Origin of the sequence: Bifidobacterium moukalabense DSM 27321, assembly GCF_000522505.1 — a bacterium.
Taxonomy (GTDB): domain Bacteria; phylum Actinomycetota; class Actinomycetes; order Actinomycetales; family Bifidobacteriaceae; genus Bifidobacterium; species Bifidobacterium moukalabense.
Window position 1 is genome coordinate 347,322 of the sequence record NZ_AZMV01000001.1, and the last position, 22,563, is coordinate 369,884.

Here is a 22,563-nt window from a genome sequence, read left to right on the forward strand (position 1 = left end):
TTGCTGTGATGATATGTGAATGCTTACGAATCGGTTGTGGAACCGGGTTCGGAAAATCACTCGTCGTAGTACGGATGGGCGTAGCGTGCGCCGCTGTAGGCCGAACGTACGCCGATGTTGCCGTAGGCCGCGTCGACAATCACCACATTGCCGCCGTTCACTGCGATTACGATGCCTGCGTGGCTGGCGCTGTAGCTGCTGGCCCAGGAGTCGCTGAACTTCCAGAAGGCGACGTCGCCCACCTGCGGGGTGCTGCTGACCCGGCCGCGGGAGTTGTACCAGTCGAAATTGTGGTGGGGCCAACCGGTTTTGGCGCCGTCGCATAGGAATACGTCCAGTCCTGCGGCATGGAAGACGTACCAGACGAACGACATGCACGGGCCGAACGGGCAGATGAGGCCGCCATTCGCGGCCAAGGCGCCCGGGCAGTCGGGATGCTGGCTGGAATAGGTGCGTGCGTATGATGCCAGGCGATTGGCGATTTGCTGCTTGCTGTACTGCGCGCCGGTATACGGGTCGAAGAAGTAGTGGTGGCCGTCGATGATGGCGCCGCCGTGAACCATGCGGCTGGTGATCTTGTCGTAGTACACCCACTTGTTGCCGCTTGCCAGCCAGGTTCTGCCCTTGGCCAGAGCGCCGGTGACCGGCTTCATGTAATACCAGCCGCCGTTGATGCAGTGCTCGCCGTACTGCATCTTGCCGGTGATCCTGTCGTAGTACACCCACTTGTTGGTTTGCCGGATGTATACGAAATCATGGGCCATCTTGCCGGTGTACTGGTCGAAGTAGTACCAGCCGGTATGTTCCTTGTCGTAGTGCAGATAGGCTTCGCCATGGGCCATCTTGCCGGTGATCACGTCGTAGTACACCCACTTGCCGCCGTTGGAGGAGATGTATTTGACGCCCTTGGCCATGGCTCCGGTGGTCGTGTCGAAGTAGTACCAGCCGCCGTTATGGTAATTCTCGCCTTTGATCAGGTTGCCGTTCTGATCAAAACGAACCCATATGCCTTCCTTGCGGTTGTTCGAGCTGTTGGGAATGAACACATCCTTGCTGACGGCCATGGTGCCGTTCTCGTAGTAGTGCTGCTTGTTCTGGTCCCAGCCGTTCTCCGGTTTGGCCGGCTCGGATGGCTGATCGGACTCGGTCGACTTGTTCGAGTCGGCCGTCGTGCCGGGATCGGCCGATTTGCCGGAAGCCTCCTCGGACTGTGCTTCGACATCCGACTGCGCTTCGGTCTCGGACTGTGCGGTGGTGTCGGACTGGGTCGTCTTCGGGCTTGGCATGGGGGTTTGGGAAGAGGCCGCGCCATCCGATGCGTCCGAAGATGCGCCGTCGTTTTGGACGCCATCCGAGGACTGGGTCTCCCCGGCCGGTTGCGATGTTGAGTAAGACTGCGGTGCGGTCGGCTCATCGGCCAGTGCGATTGCGGGATAGCTGATTCCCTGAAGCACTGTGACGGCGATGAATCCGGCCATGATCAATGTTCGTTTGTTCATTGGTGGTGAATCCCCTCCCTATTCCCTTAGGGGGTATACTATAGTAGTCGCATGACAACAGGAGGGGGATTCACGGGGATTTCCAGCGCATGAGTTGGCTGCCTGTCATACACTATTAAGCATGACGAATGAAGAGAATGCTTACGACACGTGTGCCCGGTTGCGGGAAGCGCCGGTAATGGCGTTCGTGATTCCCTGTTATAACGAGGAAGCCGCGCTGCACGTCACTGCAGGGGTTCTGAAGAGCAAGCTACAGGATTTGAAGGATGCCGGCCAGATCGCCTCCGAAAGTTCGGTCGTTTTCGTGGATGACGGCTCCGCCGACAAGACGTGGGATGTGATCGCCGCTTTGCACAGTGAGCAGCCGAATATCTTCCACGGGGTGAAGCTCGCCCATAATCGCGGACATCAGAATGCGCTGTTCGCCGGCCTGATGCATGCACTGCAATTGAACGTCGATGCCGCGGTCTCCATGGATGCCGACCTGCAGGATGATCCGAATGCCGTCGACGGCATGGTGGCGGCCTACCGCGAAGGCGCCGAAATCGTATATGGCGTGCGCGATAACCGCGATACCGACACCGCGTTCAAGCGAGGAACCGCCCACGCCTTCTATTCAATGATGAAGTGGTTGGGCACCGAAACCGTTCCCGACCATGCCGACTACCGACTGATGAGCCGTGCGGCATTGCAGGCCCTGTCGCAATACAAGGAATCGAACCTGTTCCTGCGCGGTCTGGTGCCGTCCCTGGGTTTCAAGACCGCAAAGGTGTTCTACAAACGCGGCACCCGTGTGGCCGGCGAATCGAAATACCCGCTGAAAAAGATGGTCTCCTTCGCCATCGAAGGCGTCACGTCGTTCTCCACCAAGCCGCTGACCATGATTACCGGACTTGGCGTATTCTCCGTGCTCGTGGGCGTCATCATGCTGGTATACACATTGGTTTCGGTGTTTTCCGGCCATGCCGTGGCGGGATGGGGTTCCATGATGTGTTCGATGTGGATCCTGGGCGGATTCATTCTGTTGGCGCTTGGTGTGACGGGCGAGTACATCGCCAAGATTTATCTGGAAGTGAAGGCGCGTCCGCGCTATATCATTGAGGAATCGTTATAGATGGCCCGGGGTAGGCCATTCTCATGTTTTTTCAGGCAAGATGGGATTATTGAGTGAACGAGAGGAACACACGCGCCGTAGCTGAACGTCAATCGGCATTCTGGCAGACGGCACCTCGATGGCTGACGGTGCTGGCGCTGGGATTCCAGGCCGCGGTCGTTGCCGTGTTGCTGATGCTGTCGATCTGCTTCACCGTCATGTTCGAGCGAAAAACGCCGGAACTCGGCGATGTCACGGAACGTGTGCGCTACCATTTGGGGCTGCCCTCCATACCATTCGTGCTGGGAGTCGTGGCGCTGCTCGTGGTACTGGCGTTGTTGGCGGCCGGAATCTCGCGCTTCCCGAAACGTTGGGTGCTGGTCGCGCTGCTGGCCTATGTGACCATCATGCAAATCATCTGGATCACCTCATTGGGATTGACCACGTACCGGTATCCGGATTCCTGGAGCTTGATGGATGCCGCCGATACCCTTCTCAAAGGAAACCTGAACCAGTTCAGTCCGGAATTCTGCCCGCCTGGCGCCACCGAGGCGACATGCATAAGCAGAGGTAACCCAAGCGCATATACGTACCTCTCGTACTACCCGTTCCAAAGCGGCCCGATGCTCTGGTATCTGCTGATATTCGCCCTGTTCGGCGTAAAGAACGTCTTCGCCTTCCAAATCGTCAGTGCGCTCGCGATCACGGCCTTGGTGGCGGTGCTGTGGCGTTTGGGCACCCATCTTGGACTTGAGGCGGTGGGGTATGGCGCATTCACCGTGCTGGTGGCGACCTGTGCGCCGTTGTTGATGTTCGCCGCATTCGTATACCCGAACGCCGTGGGCTTCTTCATCACCATCGCAGGAGCCGCAGTGGTGGCCGAAGCGTTCCATATGAAGAAGGTCTGGACCAGCGGGCTTACGATTGTGGCCGGCTTCCTGATTTGCGGCATCGGCATCGTGTTCAAATCCACGTATCAGATCGTGATCCTTGCCGCAATTCTCGCCGTGATCTTCGCGGTATGGCGTAACCGCCGTCTCTGGCAGCTGATCGTCGCCTTCGCGTCCGCAGGCGGGGCCTTTGTGATTTCCAAACTGCCCGTCAGTTTGGTGCAGCATTGGACCGGTCAGGATTTCGGCAAGGGCATGCCGATGATTTCCTGGATTGCGCTTGGTTTGGGGGAGCCGGGCAACGCACCCGCCGGTTGGTGGAGCAGGTTCGCGCTGGATGCATTTGAGAAGACCGGCAATGATTATGCGCAGCAGGTGCAGATTTCCACGGGCTTCGTCAAGGACCGCCTTGCCGAGCTTCTCGGCAATCCAAGTGAGGGACTTCGCTTCTTCACCGCCAAACTGGCGTCGGAATGGGCCGAGCCCACGTTCATGACGTCGCTGTACTCCGAACTTGGCGATTCGTCGAATCATTTTTCCGGATTGGCCTCCTTCCTGCTGGTGGGGCGTGGATCGAACATCCTGCTGCGATATGAGAATGTGGCCCAGACGGTGATGTACCTACTGGCATTCATCGGACTCGTCGCACTGACCCGTGCTGTGTTCAGGAGCCGTAACGAGGAGGGCAACGCCGACAAGGTATTCGTACAGGTGCTGCTGTGCGCCTCGTTCCTCGGCGGCTTCCTATGCTATGTGCTGTGGGAGGCCAAGGGCATCTATACATTGCCGTTCTACCTGTTGTTGATACCTATGGCGGCCTATGGCATCCAAACGATGGTGGCTTGGAGCAGGGGCGTCTACCGACGTCGTTTTGCTGCGAGGCCTGCTGCGGTACGGGGTACAGTAATATCGGAGAACTCGCATGAATCGGAGGCATGACATGCGTGGAAAACAAGCTAAGGTGCTTGGAACCGTTCTTTTTGCAATGTCGATGGGCATGGCGGGCCTGTGTGCGCATATTGCGCAGGCCGATTCCGAAGTGACCCCGGAACCGACCGTATCCGCCGAATCCACCACGTCCGCCGAACCCGAGCAGTCCGAGCAGGTCGAATCCGACAAAGCGGTCGCGCCGACCGAATCGAAGAACGGTTGGGATCAGGGTAGGCAGCATTACTACGAGAACGGCGAGATGGTCCGTTCCCGGGAGATCTATGACCGGCAGGACGGCAATTGGTACTGGGTCGATGGCGATGGCACCATGGCCCGCAACAAAGACGTCTTCCTGCGTTCGAATGGCGGCAAATGGGTGCGTTATGACGCCAATGGCCACATGATCAAAGGTGAGGATTGCCGCTATGGCGGCTGGTACTACTTCGACCGCTACACCGGTGCCATGGCCAAGGGCATGACCTTCGTGCCCTCGAATGGCGGCAAATGGGTCTACTACGACTGGATCACCGGCAAGATGGCATACGGCGAACGGTTCGTGAACTACGATGCCGCACATACCGGCTGGTACCACTTCGACGAACGCACCGGTGCCATGACCCACGGTTTCTACTACAACGCCCCTCAGCGCAAGTGGGTCTGCTACGACCCGGTTTCCGGCCAGATGCTACATGGACAGCATGCGGTGAACGGCCACTGGTATGACTTCGACGATACGACCGGTGCGGTCAAATACGGCTTCGTCTACCATGCCAAGCAGCAGAAATGGGTGTTCTACGACCGCCGTATGGGCTGGATGCTGTATGGCGAGCAGCCGATTGACGGAGCCTGGTATCTGTTGGACCCCCACACCGGAGCCGTGCAGTATGGCTGGCAGTGGGTCGGCGGCAAGCATGTGTGCTATGACTGGCCCAGCGGCAGGATGCTGTATGGCTGGCACAGTGTGAACGGCGCGAACTACTATTTCAATACCGTCACCGGTGCGGTCGATACCCGCCGTTCGTCAGCGGTACCACAGGATACCGTACAGGCCTCCGCAGGTGTTTTCGGCACGCGCATTCGGCAGGGAAAGTACCATTCGGTGCGCATTCTGGGTGACAGCATCGCTGCCGGTGTCGGCTCCGATGAGACGTATCCGTATACTTCCCGGGAGCTGTTCCAACTGGAAGGGATCACGTACTACGAGCCGTCGTCGCAGTCCCGCATGGCGGTCAACAGTCTGAGACACTACTTGGAATCCCGGGGCGTGTCGGTGACCAATGCCAGCGCTCCGGGCAAGGGCTCGTATTCGGCGTACAACTCCATCGGTGACGACACGCTCGGCCACGAGGATGCGGCCATCGTGATGCTCGGTGCGAACGACCGGCTGAGGCTCTCGAACGCCAACGATTTCACGGCCGCGGCGGAATCGTACCTGAACAGGGTTGCGGCCCGCTATGGCTCGCAGAACGTGTATGTGATCGCGAATATCGATACGTTGTCGGACCCCCGGAGCCTGACCATGTATCAGGAGAATGCAGCCCTGCAGCAGATCTGCGGACGGCATGGATGGCAGTATGCCTCGCTGTATTCGGCATTCCAAACGGTCGGTCGCACCACTGGCATGCCGCAGCAGGCGCTGTATACCGACGGCATTCATCCGAACCGTATGGGTCAGGATGTGATGTGGCGGGCCATGAGACAGCTGCTCGGTCTATAAGGTAAGAGGAGTCTAAGCCAGTAGGCCGAGCAGGGAGAAGACCGAGTACACTATGCAACGAATCCGTTTCTTCGACATAGCCAAGGGCATCGCCATTCTTGCCGTGATTCTGGGTCACAGCGCCATTGAGGCGAATCTGTTCACCCCCCATCACACCGCGCAGCTGGTGGTGGCGGTCTGCTTCTCCTTTCACATGCCGTTGTTCTTCATACTGTCCGGCTATTTCATGCACCCGGAACGCAGCTTCCGCTGGGCTAAGGAGGCCAGGCAGTTGCTGTGCACATACGCGGTGACGGGTGCGGCGGTGCTGGTCGGCGTGACCTGCATGGCGACCATCAACCATGAGGGCCGGGCCTACATGCTGCAACGTTGGGGCGAGACGGTGTTGTACGGGAATGGCGACACCTCCGACCGTACGTTGTGGCCCGTGGAACTGCGCATCGGCGCGATCTGGTTCCTGCTGGCGTTGTTCTGGGCACACCTGTTGCTGCATGCTTTCGCCAAACTGCCGTATACGCCGGTCTGGGTGGCGGCCAGCTTTGCGATCGGCTACATTTCCGCCCAATATGTGTGGCTGCCTTGGAGTCTGCAGTCGGGTATGTGCGCGGTCGCGTTCCTGTATGTCGGCTACTTGGCGAAGCGACATGACCTGTTGGGCTATGTGCAACGCTTCCCGTGGCTGTGGGGCGTTGCCGGCGTGATCTGGATCGTCGCCATCGTCCGTTTCGGCGGCATGAGCATGGCCATCAACAACTACGGCACCCGCCCGGTACAGGCGGTGATCGGCAGTCTTGCCGGAACGTTGTGCGTGGTCGGCATCTCGAAACTGCTCGACCGTGTGCCCGCTTTGGGAACGGCGTTGAGTTGGACCGGGCGGTCGAGTCTCGCCATCTTATGTGTGCATCTTGTTGAGGATGATGTACTGCCGTGGCAGACGTACTTGGGGGCGCTGCATGACCTGCTGCCGCATATTCCGTTGACTCTGACGAGTTTTGCGGTGCGCTTGCCGATCGATCTGGCCTTTGCGGCACTGCTGTACTATGTACCGGTGGTCAACGAGTGGTTCTACCCACAGTTGGCGAAGCGCAGGCGATCCGCCGCGTAAACGAGGCTGCGAGGGGCGGCCGGAGAAAAAACAGAGGGGAATCCGAATGAAGAGAAGGAGAGCGACCGCTGCGCTTATTGGTGCAACGGTGTCTCTAGTGATGTGCATGCCTACCGGAGCGTTCGCTCAGGATGCGCAATCGAACAACGATGATATCCATACCAGCACTCAGCTGCGCGCCGAGGCGGCCGAACAGAGCGCCGGCCAGGAACAGCGGCTGCTGGAGGAATCCACACAGAACGAATCCGACATCGCTCCACTTGCGGAGGATTCCTCGTATCCGGCTCCATGGAACAACGGAACGGATACCGGGGTCAAGGATCAGCCGGCACAGGTGGCGGGCGTCTCCTCCATGCAGGACGATACCGTGCGCGGCGTGAACCTTACCTCGTATCAGGTCATGAAAACCGCGCGAACCGCCAAGAACGGCTATGCCTTCAAGGATTTCGACGGCAATGATCTGGACGACAACGCTATGATGCAGCTGCTGAAATCCTCCGGAATCAACTATGTGCTGCTGAAGGTCGCGGTGAATCCCGCAGACGGCAACGGCAACACGTACGGTGGCGGCAATCCGACACTCGATAATGCCATCGCCACCGCCAAAGTGGCCCAGGCCAACGGTCTGAAGGTCAACATCCAGTTCCTGTACTCCGATTTCTACACGTCGAAAACCGTGCAGAAGCTACCGAAGGGCTGGCCTACGGATCTGACCAAGCTGACCGATCAGGTGAGCGGCTATACCGCCGACTCCCTTTCCAAGCTCAAGACCGCAGGCGTAACGCCGGACATGGTGACCATCGGTAGTGAGATCAGCTCGCCGTACTACAAGGACAGCAAGAACAAGAAGGATCTGCAGGGCGGTTTTCTGGGTCAGGATGACTGGAAGCCCATGGCCCAGCTGATCAGCGCCGCCGGCAAGGCGATTCGCGCCAACGATGCCGGCACCAGGATCGCGGTCGGATGCTCGTCGGTGGACCAGACGCTGACCACCACGTACGTCGACATGCTCAAGTACTACAAGGTCGACTACGACGTGATCGGCACCAAGGTCTATGCGGCGTATGACGATCTGAACAGCCTGGCACAATCCCGCCGGATGATTTCCGAAGAATACGGCAAATCCATGGCGGTGCTTGACGTGCTGTATCCATTCACCGAATATGACAGCGATGGGCAAGGCAACGCCAGCGGGGCCAGCGATCTCAAGCAGAACGGCAAGACGCTCAGCCCGCAAGGCCAGGCGGACTATATCCGCAGCCTGTACAAGGCCATGGTGTCCGCGAGGAACAATGCCAATGGCGCCGGCGTGTTCTACGGCGACGCCACTTGGATCGCGGTGAAGGGCGGCCTGTGGAACGCCGACGACAACTGGAACGCCGCCAACGAATACGGTACCGGTTGGGCCAGCAAGTATGCGTCCGGCTATGTCGACTATGCCGGCAACGGCGGGGCCAGCCAGCAGGACGATGCGGCTTTGTTCGATGATCTGGGCCAGCCGTTGCAATCACTGAAGGTGTTCGGCCAGCTGACGGCGGCCAATCCGGCAGATGCCGATATGGTGCCGACCGCCGACGATCCGTACAAGACGGGTGCCGACACCGGTGCTTCCCAGCAGACCGCTTCGGTGGAGCAGGTGTCCACGGTGACCGAAGACACCATCCGTGGTGCCGATGTGTCCAGCTATGAGGCATTGTATAAGGCCGGCGTGCGGTTCAAGAACTTCAACGGGCAAGAGGAGCCGTTGTTCAAGATTCTGCATGACAACGGCGTGAACTGGGTGCGTCTGCGCCTGTTCAACGATCCGTATGATGAGAACGGCAATAGTTACGGCAGTGGCACCGACGATCTTGACACCGTGACCCGTATGGCCAAGGAGGCCACGCAGTATGGCATGAAGGTGCTGCTCGACCTGCATTACAACGATTTCTATGCCTCTTCGTGGCGTACGCCGAAGGCATGGAAGGGCCACAATCTCAACCAGCTGAAGACCGACGTGCATGATTTCACCAAGAACGTGATGCAGACGATGGTGAACAACGGCGTGGATCTCGGCATGGTGCAGCTCGGCAATGAGTCGAACAGCGGCCTGTGCGGCGTGACGGTGAGCTACTGGGACAACGCCAAGGACCAGGAGTGGAAGAACTTCGTGGATTTGATGAACGAAGGTTCCAAAGCCATTCGCCAGTATGCCCCGAAGGGCACCAAGGTGGCCGTGCACTTCATGTACACGGATTCGGGCTCGGCTGACTTCGCGCTGAACTACTTCAAGAAATACAAGCTGGACTACGACGTGTACGGCAGCACCTACTATCCGTTCTGGAGCTCCGGATCGGACGGTACCGATGCCAACAAGGATCCGATGGGCGCGCTCATCAAGCTGGAGCAGGTCGTCACCGAAAAGTACAAGAAGGAATTCGCGGTCGTCGAATTCAGCTATCCGTTCACCGAGAACGATAGTGACGGCGGTCCGAACAATCTTTCCGGCCCGAATACCGACACCAACAAGAACAACAAATATCCGTATCAGGTGAGTGTGCAGGGGCAGGCCGACGTGATCCACGATACGTTGGAGACGGTCACCTCCGCCGACGGTGGCACGGGCCTTGGTCTCGGCGCCTTCTACTGGGAGCCGGCATGGCTCGCAGTGGTTCCCGGAACCAACCATTGGGCCATCAACAAGGCCTATGCCAACGATGCGGCCACTGGCTGGGCAAGCTCCTACGCCAAGAACAACGATCCGAGCAGTACCGAATACGATGCGTGGAGCGCTTCGGGTTGGGACAATCAGGCGGTGTTCGATGATCATGGCAATCCGCTGCAGTCGTTGAAGGCGTTCAAGGAGGTCGTCAGCACGACGGCGAATCCCGAAAAGAAGAACGGCTGGGTGATGGATGGCCGTGTGCGCCACTGGTACGACAACGGTCGTATGGCGCGTAGCCACGCATTCTATGACCCGGACAGCAACGCCTGGTACTGGGCCGATGCCGACGGCACCATCGCCTGCGATAAGGACGTGTTCATTCCGAAGGACGAATCCAACCGTTCCAAGGGCGGCAAGTGGGTGCGTTTCGACGCAAACTCGCATATGGTCAAGGGCGAACAGTACTCCACCAAGGCCGGCCATGTCGGCTGGTACTACTTCGACCCGGTCACCGGTGAGATGGCCAAGGGCATGAAGTACTTGCCGTCCAATGGCGGCAAGTGGGTGTACTACGACTGGATCACCGGCATCATGGCCCACGGCGAGCAGTTCGTGAACTACGACAAGGCGCATACCGGCTGGTACCTGTTCGATAAGACCACCGGCGCGATGTACCACGGCGACACCTACATCCGCTCGAACGGCGGCAAGTGGGTGCGTTACGACCCGGTGACCGGCATCATGGTGCACGGACTCGACCGCCGTAACGGCGCCTGGTATTACTTCGACCAGTACACCGGCAAGATGGCCCACGGTCGTGCCTGGGTTCCCGAATGGCATGCCTGGCATTATTTCGACAAGGTGACCGGTCGAGGGTGACGGGCGACTGCATATGGAGGGTGTGCGTTCTCAGGAGCGCACACCCGTATGTGCTCTTCAGGGCCTACCAGTATCCTATGACGTATGACTTCGATGAAATTCGCGAACATACTGTTGGAGACGAATCCTCGTTCTGTCGCCTATCCGGCATTGTACTGCCGTTCTGACCAGCCGGTCGTTTTTGACGAACAGCTCGGCGAGTGGAAGATGTTTACCGCTGGAACCTTTGATTTCAGCACATATTTCAACTCGCTATCCGTAATGAAGCTGAAGCGCTACACGCGTGCGACCGGCTTCACCCTACATCTCGAGCTCAAGGGTGCCGCATGCGAGGTGCAGCAGACCATGGGCGACGCCTTTGCCCACGATCCTATTCCGGTTGAAGGCGTCTCCTACAAGCAGGAAGCGTCGGATGAATGGCGTACCGTCGACCTTCCGCTGAAGGTCTCCGATGGCATGATCATCATCGGCTTCCTCATCAAGACCGAGGGAACCGTCGCCATCCGCAACAGCTACTACGAGCTGGATATCGACGGCGAGCTCAACGATGTCGAACTCGTCCTGTCCACCACCACGTTCAAGAAGGAAGCGTTCATCGAACGCAATATCGGCTTGGTCAAGGACCAGATCATCGGCTCCGATGACCCGATCGCCGAACATTTCCATATGTATGTGATGGATAACGGCCGTACCCTGGACGCCGACAAGCTCAGCGGCGACCGCGTCACGGTGGTGCCGAACGACAACGTCGGTGGCGCAGGTGGCTTTACCCGTGGCATGATCACCGCGATGGAACAGGATCCGAAGGCAACCAACATCCTGCTGATGGATGATGATGTCGCGGTATCGCCGGAAAGCATCAAGCGCACATACAATCTGCTTCGCATTCTCAAGGACGAGCATCGTGAAGACATGATCAGCGGCGCCATGCTGAACTATGAAATCGGCGAGGATCAGTGGGAAGACATCGGCAATATGACCCCACAGGGCACTTTCGCCGGCTGTAAGCCGGGTCTTCGACTGACCCTGTTCGAAGACCTGATCTACAACGAGATGTATACGCCGACCAAGTGGCAGAAGAACAACATGTACGCCGCCTGGTGGTACTGCTGCATCCCGATTTCCGTCATCGAGAAGAACGGTCTGCCGCTGCCGGTGTTCGTGCGTTGCGACGATGCCGAGTACGGCATTCGCTGCAAGACCGGTTTCATCACCATGAACAGCCTGTGCGTATGGCACATGTCGTTCTTCGAACGGTACAACGCCGCCGTGGAGCGCTACCAGACCACCCGCAACACCATGATCGCCCAGGCGACGTGCGGCATGGCCCCTGACGCCGATTTCATGCGCGAGCTGCATAACAATATTCGTTTGGAGCTCAAGAAATTCGGTTACGAGAACGCGGAGTTGTGCCTGGACGCTTTCGAGGACTTCCTGAAGGGACCGGCGTTCATCAGGAAACCTGGCCAGTCCGAACAGAGCTTCATGGCCGCGAATCGCAACAAGGAGCAGCTTGTCGACTTCGCGACCCTTCAGCAGCAGGCCGACAGGGATCCGGAGCTGTCCGGCTTCCGCGTCGAAGACGTCGACCGTCAGCTGATTGACGGCGATAAGCCGCGCAGTCTGCAGGAACGTCTGGAAGACCTGATTACCGACAACAACCAGCGCTACCTCAAGAAGAACGGTTCCGGATATGCCGTCATCCCGCTGCAGGGCTGGCTGTACCCGGCCGGTGCCATCCGCGGCAAACATAAATTGGTGGTTTTGGACTGGTACAACCGTAAGGGTGCCATCCGCACCAAGGACGTGAACCGCTATGCGCAGATCAAGAAGCGTTATGCGAGGGATCTTAAGTATTACAAGGCCAACATCGAACGTCTGCGTAAGGAATACGCCGATGCACGCGCCGAACTGACCTCGGTGGCGTATTGGAAGCATTACCTGAAGATGGACTGATTCCGCAAGCTGTTGACGTGAGCCGCATGCATTTCGATAGGAGGTGCATGCGGTATTGTTTTTCCTTACCGGCCCTATGCAAAGTAAGGAACGATCATGGCACCTGTAGCGAGGCGATTGCGCGAAAGACTCTTCTGGCCATCAGAGCGTTCCATGCAAAGGCTCATGGATCGGGTCGATGATCTGGAGAAGGAGAACAGCCACCTCGACGAGGCGCTGAAGCGGCAGGAATCGATGCTGTGCGAACTTCGCGATGCCATGTACGGCATCCGCGGCCTGGGGGAAGACACCCGCAATCTGGCCGACACCGTGTACCGTACGCAGATCGCCGAAAAATCGAAGGCTGATATCCGATTCTGGGCGCAATACCGCAGACCCGGCGAAACCAGCCTGGACGCACGCAAGCGTTTCTTTCTCGACCTGCCGAAAGCGGAAGGCGACATCGGCCTGCTGCAGGCCGCTCTGAGCAGGATGCTCAACGATTTTGCGGATATCTGCAACGCCAACGGCATCACCCGGTATTGGCTGGTCGGCGGCACGCTGCTCGGTGCGGTACGCCATCACGGCTTCATTCCGTGGGATGACGATCTTGACCTTGGCATCATGCGCGACGATCTGGACCGTCTTGAGCAGGCGCTCGCATCGAATCCGGATTATCAGGTCACCGTGGTCTGGGACCGCATCGTGCATTGCCGTCAGGTACGTTTCGCCCCGCGAGACCCCCGTATTCCGGGATTCGTGGACCTGTTCCCGTTCGATTGGGTCCGTGCGGCCGACCATGACACGTTCCTGAAGGTGCAGGAACACAGAAGGGCCGCCATCGAAGAGTCAGAAGCCGATGAACGGATTCGCGCGGCCTGGAACGAGAATGTGTACGTTCCCGCCGACTCGGAAGCCGGAACACTCATCTCGAAGGCGTTTGACGACCAGCTGGCCAGGATGCGCGGGGCCGGCGTGATCTGTTCCCGGCAGGAGGCGGCCGGCATCGTCCGCGCCTACGACAATATGGATCACCCCAGTGGATTCGAATGGATCAGCGCCATCGACGACATCTTCCCGCTGCCGCTGATGAACTTCGAAAACCGCGCGTATCCGGTTCCGGCGAACCACATGTATCTGCTGAACCATGCGTACGGCGACATCTTCTCCCTGCCAGACGATATCGGTCTGCATTTCGAGCATGTCGACCGCCATACCCTGGCGGAGGCGGATGCGAACACCATTCGCGAATACATCGAACGATGAATTCCAATACGGATCGTCGAGAGGCATAGAGTGAACTCCATAAAGAACGTAGCGGTAGTGGTAGCGGGCGGTTCCGGAACCCGAATGGGCCAGGACATTCCGAAGCAGTTCATCAACGTGTTCGACAAACCCGTGCTCATCTACACGCTGGAAAGCTTCCAGCGCCACCCCGACGTCGACGCCATCGCAGTGGTGTGCATCGACGGCTGGCAGACCATGGTCGATGCCTACGCCAAACAGTTCAACATCGACAAGCTCAAGTGGATCATAACCGGCGGAGACAGCGTGCAGGAATCCATCCGCAACGGTGTCGAGCACCTGGAACATGAGCTCGATCCGGAAGACATCGTCATCATCCATGACGGCATCCGGCCGCTGATCGACGCCAATGTGCTCACCGATGTGATTCGCGTATGCGAGCGGTACGGCAACGCCGTGACCTCGCTACCATACAACGAGCAGATCTTCGTAATCAATCAGGATGACCCGTCAATCACCGTGCAGTATGTGCCGCGCGAACAGCTGCGCCGTGTCTCCACGCCGCAGGCATACCGCTACGGTAAGCTTCTTGCGGCCTATCGCAAGGCGTTCAAGGAGAACATCGGCATCCACGGTTCCAGCTACACCAACACCATGATGGTCGATCTCGGCGAAACCCTGCACTTCGCCAAAGGCTCGGACAAGAACATCAAACTCACCACCAAAGGCGATTTGGAACTGTTCAAGGCCTACATCACGGCGGATGAGGATACCTGGCTGAAATAACATACCGAACGTCGAAAGGAATGGCCTTGCCCGACCAGCGTCTGCAATCACGGCTCTACCAGGACGACCTGTCATATTATGCGGCCCTGCCCATCGACTGGTCCCGGTTGAACGGCAAGACCATCGCGATATCCGGTGCGACCGGCATGATCGGCACCTTCCTCATCGACGTGCTGATGCGCAGGAATGCCGAGACGGATTTCCAGTGCGATGTCATCGCCATCGGGCGAAGCGCCGAACGCATTCGCGCTCGCTTCCCATATGCCGATGACGGGCATTTCCACGCCGTGCAGATGGATGTGTCCGTGCCGGGGGCCTGCCCCGATATGCCGGCCGATATCGTGGTGCATCTGGCCAGCACCACGCATCCCCGGGCCTATGCCACGGAACCGGTCGCCACCATTACGTCCAATGTCATCGGGCTGAAGAACCTGTTGGATTACGTGTGCCGGAGCGATGCCGCGCATCGTGGCGACGGCATTGATTTCGTCTTCGCGTCGTCCGTGGAGGTCTACGGGCAGAACCGTGGCGATACGGAACGGTTCGATGAGCGCTACTGCGGGTATATCGACGCCAACACGTTGCGTGCCGGATATCCGGAGGCCAAACGTTTGGGTGAATCGTTGTGCCAGGCCTACCGTGAACAGTACGGCGTGCGCCCGGTCATGCCCCGCATCGCGCGTACGTACGGTCCCACTTTGCACACGGATGACAGCAAGGCGCTGTCGCAGTTCATGCATAGGGGGTTGGCCGGTGAAGACATCATCCTGAAAAGCGAGGGCGCCCAGCGGTATTCCTACGCCTATGTGGGAGACACCGTGTCAGGTCTGCTGTACTGCATGGTCCAGGGCAAGGTGGGCGAGGCCTACAACATCGCCGATTCCGGGTCCGACTGCCGATTGCGTGATCTGGCCGCTTTGGTGGCCGAATGCTGCGGGGTCAAGGTTCGCTTCGAACTTCCCGACGAAGTGGAGGCCAAAGGCTATTCCAAGGCGACGCTTGCGCTGATGGACGGCGGCAAACTGGCCGGTTTGGGCTGGAAGGCGAAGTATTCGATCCGGCAGGGAATCGAACGTACTCTGCGTGCGATGCGTGGCATATGACGTTGTAATGAAATGCGGGGCATTCTCCAACGTACAATGTCGCTTAAGAACGGGCACTGGTAGGATACAACTTGTGAAACAGCTGGTGACGAATATTCGAGACAGGTACGGTTATGCGTGGACCGTGCTGCAGGGTCTGGTCAAGACCGACTTCAAGCTCCGCTATCAGGGGTCGTTCCTCGGCATCGCATGGTCGGTGCTCAAGCCGTTGATGATGTTCTGCGTGATGTACGTGGTGTTCGGTAAGTTCCTGCGCATGTCGGACGGCACGCCGACCTACCCGGTGGTGCTGCTGCTGGGCATCAGCTCCTGGCAGTTCGTTACCGAATCGACCAATATCGGTCTGCGTTCGGTCGTGGACCGCGGCGATCTGCTGCGCAAGATCCATTTCCCGAATTACATCGTGGTGGTGTCCGCCACCATCGGCGCCCTGATCAGCTTCGCCATCAACCTGGTGGTCGTGCTGATCTTCGCACTCGTGGCCCGTGTGCAGTTCACCTGGCGTGTGGTGCTGTTGCCGCTGAATATCGTGGAACTGTATGCCATCACCTTGGCGCTGACCCTGCTGATGGCGACCATGTATGTGTATTTCCGCGATATCGCCCATATTTGGGAAGTGTTGCAGCAGCTGGTGTTCTACGGCATGCCTATCATCTATCCGCTCACCTATGTGACCAATCGGGGCGGAGTGCTTGCCGATCTGGCCCGTTTGGAGCTGCTGAACCCGTTCGCGCAGACGATTCAGGATATTCGCCATAATTTCATCGCCCCCGAAACCCAGCCGACCATCTGGAATCAGTTCAGCAATTGGGGCATTCGTCTGTTCCCGCTGGTCTTTACCGTTGTGCTGCTGTGGCTCGGTGTCTATCTGTTCCGCCGCAACAGCCGCAAGTTCGCGGAGGTCATGTGATGTCCGATGAGGAAATGATCGAGAAGATCGACTATATGAAGAATCCGGTGGTGCTTTCGGCAACCCACGTATCCAAGTGCTTCAAACTGCCGACGGAGCAGGCCACCGGCCTTAAGCAGGCGTTCATCAACTGGACCAAGGGCATCAAGGGCTACAAGAAGCAGGAAGTGCTCAAAGACATCAGCTTCGAGGTGCATCAGGGTGAGTTCTTCGGCATTGTCGGCCGGAACGGCGGCGGCAAATCCACGCTGCTGAAGCTGATTTCGCAGATCTACTACCCGGAGAACGGCTCGATCGCCGTTACGGGCAAGCTGGTGCCGTTCATCGAACTGGGCGTGGGTTTCAACCCGGAGCTCACCGGCCGTGAGAACGTGTATCTGAACGGTTCCCTGCTCGGCTTCACCCATGAGGAAGTCGAAGCGATGTACGACGACATCGTCGAATTCGCGGAACTCGAAGAATTCATGGACCAGAAGCTGAAGAACTACTCGTCCGGTATGCAGGTTCGTTTGGCGTTCTCCGTGGCCATCAAGGCCCAGGGCGACATTCTGGTGCTCGACGAGGTGCTTGCGGTCGGTGATGAGGCGTTCCAGCGCAAGTGCGACGCTTTCTTCACCGAGATCAAGAAGGATCCGTCCAAGACGGTCATTCTCGTGACCCACGACATGAATTCCGTGAAGAAATACTGCTCCCGCGCCATGATGATCGCGGATGGCGAGGTGGAGGCCATCGGCGACCCGGAAACCGTGTCGCAGCAGTACACGTTGGCCAATCTGGAGGCCGAAGAGAAAGCCGAACGCAAGCGCCAGGAGGAACGCGGCGGTTACCCGAACGGCTTGAACGAGCGTTGCCCGCTGCTCAAGACCATTGCGGTCTCCCCGAAGGTCTGCTCCAGTGCGGACACGTTCAAATTCGACGTGGAGTACCAGTATGACGAGCCGGGAGACTTCTACCTGGCCATCGCGCTGCATGATATCCGACGTGGCGGCATCACCTACGACACCGGTGCCAAAGTGCTCAAAATGAAGCGGCATGGTCACCAGACCGTGCATTTCGAAATGCCGCTGAATCTGTTCAATAACGGCGAATTCCGTCTGATTACGTCATTGCGCACGCCAAGCCCAAGCGATCCGAAGGGTACGGACGCCGTCGGCGTCGCCCTCGACGACAACGCCTGCAGCTTTGTGATCCGTGATAACCGCAATCGTGAGTATGCGCTTCTCAGCGACAGGGCTTTGACAATTGAGCCATTAGATGATTCCCAAGTGGAAAAAGAGCCGGCCTGACTATAATTGCCACGAGACGATAAGTAGTGAGGCACGCCCTATGAGCGCACGGCACGGTTCCACCAAGCATTCGGAGCAAGATTCGACGGGTAAGACCGTGCCAAGATTTTCGGCAATCAGCGCCATACTGTATTGGCTGCTGACCGTGGTGACGGGCCTGACGGTCATTTCCGCCGGGAAATACTCATATCAGAACGATTCAACGGCCCACTGGCTTCGTGTGGAACAACTGCGCTCCGGAACGATTGTGCCGCAGCTGTCCCCTGATTTTCCCGAATGGGTGGTCAAGAATGACAATGGGACCATTATTCCGTTCAACAACACTGCGGTGAACTCGCCATTCGCCTACCTTCCAAGCCTGATTATTCGAGGCGACTACAAAACTTCAAGCATCGCCACATTACTGATAACTTCCGGCATCATCGCCCTGGCGATATATCTTGCCCGCGAGTTCCGGTATGCGATTCTTGCCACGGCCATTCTGCCGATGACGTTCTTCTCATTGACGTTCCCGACGGCCGATGCGATGATCAACAGCGTTTCGCTGCTGTTCATCGCCGTGGTGCTGTGCTGCTACCAAAGCGCCCGGTTCGGGTGGCTGCATATCGTCATACTGTCGGTATTGGCCGCGATGCTGGGCCAAGTCAAGATCACCTGCATTCTTATAGCGTTCTTCGTGCTTGTGCTGCTGGGCAAGGCGAAGAGGATGCCGCTGAAGGTGGCCCTGTTCCTGCCGATCGTGACGGCGATCGCCTCCATGGCGATGTGGAACCGCAAGGTTTCGCACATCGCCACCGCTCCGAGTCATGCCAGCATCGAACAGATCAGCCAGCTGAAAAGCCAGATGATCTCCGATCCATTCTCATTGATCGGCTCTTGGTTCCAGACATTCTTCGAACCGTTGACCGTGGACACGGAGAAAATCAATGGACGATTGGTCAACTCCAGCCGCAATCTGCAGTTCTTCACGGGCACCGAAGCCGTGCAGCTGGCCAACGCCGTCGTTATCCCGGTGCTGCTCGCCATCGCCATCCTGGTGATCGTCGGCGCTTCGCAACGGCATCTGCAGGGTTGGAAGGAGCTCACCGTTCCCGCATTGGTGAGCTGCGCATACTTCGCGGCGACCTGCACGGCCATGCTGATCGCATGGGCCGGCAAATCCAGCGGATACGCTTCAGGCATACAGAACCGTTATTTCGTGCCGATACTGCCACTGCTGTTTCTGCTGGTTCCACGACTGGTCTCCGGCGTGCGGAACAGGACCGTATACGTGGCGACGGTGATCGCATTGACGGTATTCTCCTACTTCGGCATCGCGATCTCGTTCCTCGTTGACTGGAAGTGACAAACAAAAATGGAGTCGAAGAATTCTTCGACTCCATTGGTTTTTATGGATTGCGACTACTTGGCGTACCAGTGAGGACGCTTGTTGCCGTTGCGGCACTCACAGACGATCAGGGTGCCGTCGCCGTCGGTCTTCTGCTTGCCCTGCTCGCTGGACTTGCACCACTGGCCGCGAATGTTCCTGCCGGTGTTGCCTCCGGTATTGCCGGAGTTCGAATTGCCGCTCACCTGGCGGCCGGTGACCGAATCGAATGTTGCGTAGGCATTCCATTCCGGCACCCATACGCGGCTGTGCGCCATCGCTCCGGTGGTCTGGTCGAAGTAGTAGTACGCGCCGTCCTGGTAATGCAGGCCCTTGACCATCTTGCCGGTCACTCGGTCGTAACGCACCCACTTGCCGCCGTTCGAGCGGATGTAGGTATCACCGTGGAACATCGCGCCGGTAACCTGGTCGAACAGATACCAGCCGGTGTGATCGCCGTCATAGTTCACAAACCGTTCGCCGTGGGCCATGATGCCGGTGATCCAGTCGTAGTACACCCACTTGCCGCCGTTGGACGGCACATATCGCATGCCCTTGGCCATGGCTCCGGTGACCGGGTCGAAGTAGTACCAGCCGACATGGCCGGCCGCGGTGGAGTACTGCTCGCCCTTGATCATGTGGCCGTCGGCGTCGTAGCGCACCCACTTGCCTCCGTTGGAACGCAGGTACACGTCTTTGTTATGCGCCATGATGCCGTCGTCGTCCAGCCAGTACCATGCATTGCTTCCCGGATCGAAAATCTCCTTGCCGCGGGCCATGACTCCGTTATCGAACCAGTATTTGTTCCCGTTCGCGTTCACCCAACCGGTATAGTTGGCGGATGGCGGATCGACGACTCCCGCCGGATCGGCGAATGCGGTGGTTGCAAAGGCCATGGACAACGCCAGTGCGCCTGCGACAACGGTCGTTACCAGTGATTTTCTCATATTGCTCCTCTTTCTCATACGCGGCATTCCGCCTTTGGAATGCCATTACAGCCCATGGTAGCCCCATTCATGCGCTGCAAAAACAATGGCTGCGATTTCCGTTGAAACCGCAGCCATCATGCATTGCAATTCAGTCTTCGAAAATTTTCTTCCAGACATCCACGCTGGCCATGTCGTATTCGCGATACTCCTTGGAGAGCCGCTCCCACCGTGAGGTCAGTGCGTGGGACAGCCGCAGGCCTTCACGGATCTGCTTGCGGAAATACCTGCTGTTGCGGCGGCACCAGGCGGCGGTATTGCCGTCCGGTGAGGTCACGATGGCGGAATTGATGCCGTTGAACGACCTCCAGATGGCGTCTTTGGCCGGAATGGCGATGTCCGGCTGAACGTCCTTCGTGCCGTCCCCGCGTGAAGTGAGCGCCTTGAGAATGGCTTTGATGCCGGCCTTCTTGATGTTCTTCGGCGTATCCGGCGTCGGATCGGCGAAGAATTCGCGTTTCGGTTCCGGGAATTCGTCGATGTCCTTCACCATGGTGGTGTCGGCGAAGCCTTCGCGTGCCTTGCGCACTTCGGCGAGTTTGCCCGGCATGGAATCGACGATGTACTGCGGTCCGCGCATGATGTCCCGCAGTCCCATATGGCGCAGTTTCAGTGCGGAATAGACGAATTTCAGGCCGACGTTGACATCGCCGTACAGCATTTCGAACGCGAACCGCCTGCCGGGCTTCGGGCAGTGCAGCAGACCGCAGATCCAGCGGTTACGTTGGAAGAAGTACTCCTCCCATGTGCGCGACGGATCCTTGTCATGCCAAGCCTGATGCCACACGGCCACGCCCGGCAGGCATACGGTATGGTAGCCATGCTCCAAGGCGCGCACCGCATACTCGGTATCGTCGAATTTGATGAAGATCGGCAACGACAGACCGATCTCCCGCATGATCGCCGTCGGAATCAGGCACATCCACCAGCCGTTGAAATCGGAATCGATACGGCGGTGGCGTTCCGGCGAATCACGCAAGGGGAACGCGGCGAAATCATGGTTATACCCCAACCCCTGCGAAGGTGCCATCCACACGTTGTTGCGGGTGAAACGCTCGCCCTGCGTATACAGTACGGTGCGATTATCCAGATGCAGCATGCCGCCACCGACGATGGTCGGCTTCTTGGCGTAGTCGGCGAACTGCATGGAACGCAGAATGGCCTCCGGCTCGCTGATGGCATCGTCGTCAAGCAACAGGGTGTATGAACTGGTGCCCGCCTTCAACGTTTCATACATGCCACGGGAGAATCCGCCCGAACCGCCCATATTACCCTGGCGCAGGTAGGTCAGCTGGCCGCCGAGATCCGCGGCCGTCTTGTCGAAGCCCGGCTGGTCCTTGACCAGATCGGTGCCCTGGTCGGTGCAGTAGACGGTGTCGAGGCGCTCGCGCAGGCTCTGTTCGGATGCAATGGTCTTCAGTTGGTTATGGCAGTAGGAAGGACGATTGAACGTGGTGATGGCGATGGACATCGTGGTCCGTTGCCGTACCGTGCGCTCATTACCCGGCACCGACCAGCAGGCGTTCGATACGGTGAGATCGATCCGGTCGTCGGCCTTTGCATCGAACCAGAAGTAGCCGCCGTCGAGCAGGTTGGTCATGGGGAGTATGGCTTCAATGGTTTGGCAAGCGCCTTCGCTGTCCACGGTCATGGTGTTCACCGGCGAGAAGAGTCCGCGGCCGGTGGATTTGAACAGCACCACTTCGCCTTTGCCCCGTACTTCGGCCGTGAAACGGACTTTGCTGACATTGGTCCAGCGCTTCCAATAGCTGGCCGGGAATGCGTTGAAGAACGTGCACAACGACACATGTTTGCCGGATCGCACGGTCAACTCGTTACGTGAATCAATGGTGAAGATGTCTCGTGCGCTGGTGTTGGAATGCTGGTTGATACCCTCGTTGACCAGATGCTGGTAGCCGGTTTTGTTCAGGCTGCCGAAATCGACCTTCTTCATATCCACACGCGGATCGAACACCGCATCGGTCAGGTGCGGGCGGGTCCATTCAATCACATAGAGAGGAAGGGTGAGATCCTGATCCTTGATCGGATAGATCACGCGATTGACGGTCTCCCAATCTTCGGCATGGTCGGTTGCGGAAGCGTTCATATTCAGCATGGACTCATTATATAAAGTGCCCATCGCCATATGGCCGCTGCACCCGCACGGCCGCCGTATCCACTCACCGTAT

At 58.2% G+C, this 22,563-nt stretch carries 15 protein-coding genes; 12 read left to right on the forward strand and 3 right to left on the reverse strand.

The window, feature by feature from the left end; all coding sequences use genetic code 11:
* Positions 1-56 precede the first annotated feature (56 nt).
* Positions 57-1,499: a CHAP domain-containing protein gene (locus BMOU_RS01550; protein ID WP_034874082.1), complete on the reverse strand. Its 1,443-nt coding sequence runs from the start codon at positions 1,497-1,499 to the stop codon at positions 57-59.
* 121 nt (positions 1,500-1,620) lie between these two features.
* Between BMOU_RS01550 and BMOU_RS01555 the strand changes: the two genes are divergently transcribed.
* From BMOU_RS01555 to BMOU_RS01610, 12 genes are all read left to right on the forward strand, one after another.
* Entirely contained in the window at positions 1,621-2,613 is a 993-nt protein-coding gene (locus tag BMOU_RS01555; RefSeq protein ID WP_034874084.1) for a glycosyltransferase family 2 protein, read from the forward strand.
* Between the two features lie 128 nt (positions 2,614-2,741).
* The gene (locus BMOU_RS01560; protein WP_051428862.1) at positions 2,742-4,421 is read left to right on the forward strand and encodes a hypothetical protein; all 1,680 of its coding nucleotides are present in this window, start codon (positions 2,742-2,744) and stop codon (positions 4,419-4,421) included.
* Position 4,422: 1 nt separating this feature from the next.
* Positions 4,423-6,129 carry a GDSL-type esterase/lipase family protein gene (locus tag BMOU_RS01565; RefSeq protein ID WP_034874086.1) on the forward strand — a complete coding sequence of 569 codons (1,707 nt, stop codon included), beginning with the start codon at positions 4,423-4,425 and terminating at the stop codon, positions 6,127-6,129.
* Positions 6,130-6,181: 52 nt separating this feature from the next.
* Positions 6,182-7,234, forward strand: a complete 1,053-nt coding sequence (locus tag BMOU_RS01570) for an acyltransferase family protein (protein WP_034874088.1) — start codon at positions 6,182-6,184, stop codon at positions 7,232-7,234.
* A 106-nt stretch (positions 7,235-7,340) separates the two neighbouring features.
* Positions 7,341-10,757 (forward strand): glycosyl hydrolase 53 family protein, encoded by a 3,417-nt coding sequence (locus tag BMOU_RS01575; protein ID WP_034874459.1) that lies wholly within the window; start codon positions 7,341-7,343, stop codon positions 10,755-10,757.
* A gap of 84 nt (positions 10,758-10,841) precedes the next feature.
* A complete protein-coding gene (locus tag BMOU_RS01580) occupies positions 10,842-12,713 on the forward strand; it encodes a glycosyltransferase family protein (RefSeq protein WP_034874090.1) in 1,872 nt (623 codons plus the stop codon).
* A gap of 96 nt (positions 12,714-12,809) precedes the next feature.
* The gene (locus BMOU_RS01585; protein WP_235143637.1) at positions 12,810-13,958 is read left to right on the forward strand and encodes a LicD family protein; all 1,149 of its coding nucleotides are present in this window, start codon (positions 12,810-12,812) and stop codon (positions 13,956-13,958) included.
* A 57-nt stretch (positions 13,959-14,015) separates the two neighbouring features.
* The gene (locus BMOU_RS01590; RefSeq protein WP_283202113.1) at positions 14,016-14,723 is read left to right on the forward strand and encodes an IspD/TarI family cytidylyltransferase; all 708 of its coding nucleotides are present in this window, start codon (positions 14,016-14,018) and stop codon (positions 14,721-14,723) included.
* A gap of 26 nt (positions 14,724-14,749) precedes the next feature.
* The gene (locus BMOU_RS01595; protein ID WP_081738448.1) at positions 14,750-15,826 is read left to right on the forward strand and encodes an NAD-dependent epimerase/dehydratase family protein; all 1,077 of its coding nucleotides are present in this window, start codon (positions 14,750-14,752) and stop codon (positions 15,824-15,826) included.
* Between the two features lie 73 nt (positions 15,827-15,899).
* Positions 15,900-16,736, forward strand: a complete 837-nt coding sequence (locus BMOU_RS01600; RefSeq protein ID WP_034874094.1) for an ABC transporter permease — start codon at positions 15,900-15,902, stop codon at positions 16,734-16,736.
* Positions 16,736-18,022: an ABC transporter ATP-binding protein gene (locus BMOU_RS01605; protein WP_034874096.1), complete on the forward strand. Its 1,287-nt coding sequence runs from the start codon at positions 16,736-16,738 to the stop codon at positions 18,020-18,022. Before BMOU_RS01600 ends, BMOU_RS01605 begins: the two co-directional genes overlap by 1 nt.
* Positions 18,023-18,062: 40 nt before the next feature.
* On the forward strand, positions 18,063-19,367 hold the full coding sequence (locus tag BMOU_RS01610; RefSeq protein WP_034874098.1) for a DUF2142 domain-containing protein: 1,305 nt from the start codon (positions 18,063-18,065) through the stop codon (positions 19,365-19,367).
* A 56-nt stretch (positions 19,368-19,423) separates the two neighbouring features.
* Here BMOU_RS01610 and BMOU_RS01615 read toward each other — a convergent pair whose 3' ends face one another.
* The gene (locus tag BMOU_RS01615; protein WP_034874100.1) at positions 19,424-20,335 is read right to left on the reverse strand and encodes a surface protein A; all 912 of its coding nucleotides are present in this window, start codon (positions 20,333-20,335) and stop codon (positions 19,424-19,426) included.
* A 130-nt stretch (positions 20,336-20,465) separates the two neighbouring features.
* Complete coding sequence (locus BMOU_RS01620) at positions 20,466-22,520, reverse strand: glycosyltransferase (RefSeq protein WP_034874102.1); 2,055 nt, start codon at positions 22,518-22,520, stop codon at positions 20,466-20,468.
* Positions 22,521-22,563: the final 43 nt, after the last annotated feature.

Bases quoted from the DNA above. Each gene is read 5' to 3' on its own strand.
- BMOU_RS01570 (WP_034874088.1), top strand. From the start codon at position 6,182: ATGCAACGAATCCGTTTCTTCGACATAGCCAAGGGCATCGCCATTCTT.
- BMOU_RS01575 (WP_034874459.1), top strand. From the start codon at position 7,341: ATGCCTACCGGAGCGTTCGCTCAGGATGCGCAATCGAACAACGATGAT.
- BMOU_RS01555 (WP_034874084.1), top strand. From the start codon at position 1,621: ATGACGAATGAAGAGAATGCTTACGACACGTGTGCCCGGTTGCGGGAA.
- BMOU_RS01585 (WP_235143637.1), top strand. From the start codon at position 12,810: ATGGCACCTGTAGCGAGGCGATTGCGCGAAAGACTCTTCTGGCCATCA.
- BMOU_RS01615 (WP_034874100.1), bottom strand. From the start codon at position 20,335: ATGAGAAAATCACTGGTAACGACCGTTGTCGCAGGCGCACTGGCGTTG.
- BMOU_RS01620 (WP_034874102.1), bottom strand. From the start codon at position 22,520: ATGGCGATGGGCACTTTATATAATGAGTCCATGCTGAATATGAACGCT.
- BMOU_RS01610 (WP_034874098.1), top strand. From the start codon at position 18,063: ATGAGCGCACGGCACGGTTCCACCAAGCATTCGGAGCAAGATTCGACG.
- BMOU_RS01550 (WP_034874082.1), bottom strand. From the start codon at position 1,499: ATGAACAAACGAACATTGATCATGGCCGGATTCATCGCCGTCACAGTG.
- BMOU_RS01605 (WP_034874096.1), top strand. From the start codon at position 16,736: ATGTCCGATGAGGAAATGATCGAGAAGATCGACTATATGAAGAATCCG.
- BMOU_RS01565 (WP_034874086.1), top strand. From the start codon at position 4,423: ATGCGTGGAAAACAAGCTAAGGTGCTTGGAACCGTTCTTTTTGCAATG.
- BMOU_RS01580 (WP_034874090.1), top strand. From the start codon at position 10,842: ATGACTTCGATGAAATTCGCGAACATACTGTTGGAGACGAATCCTCGT.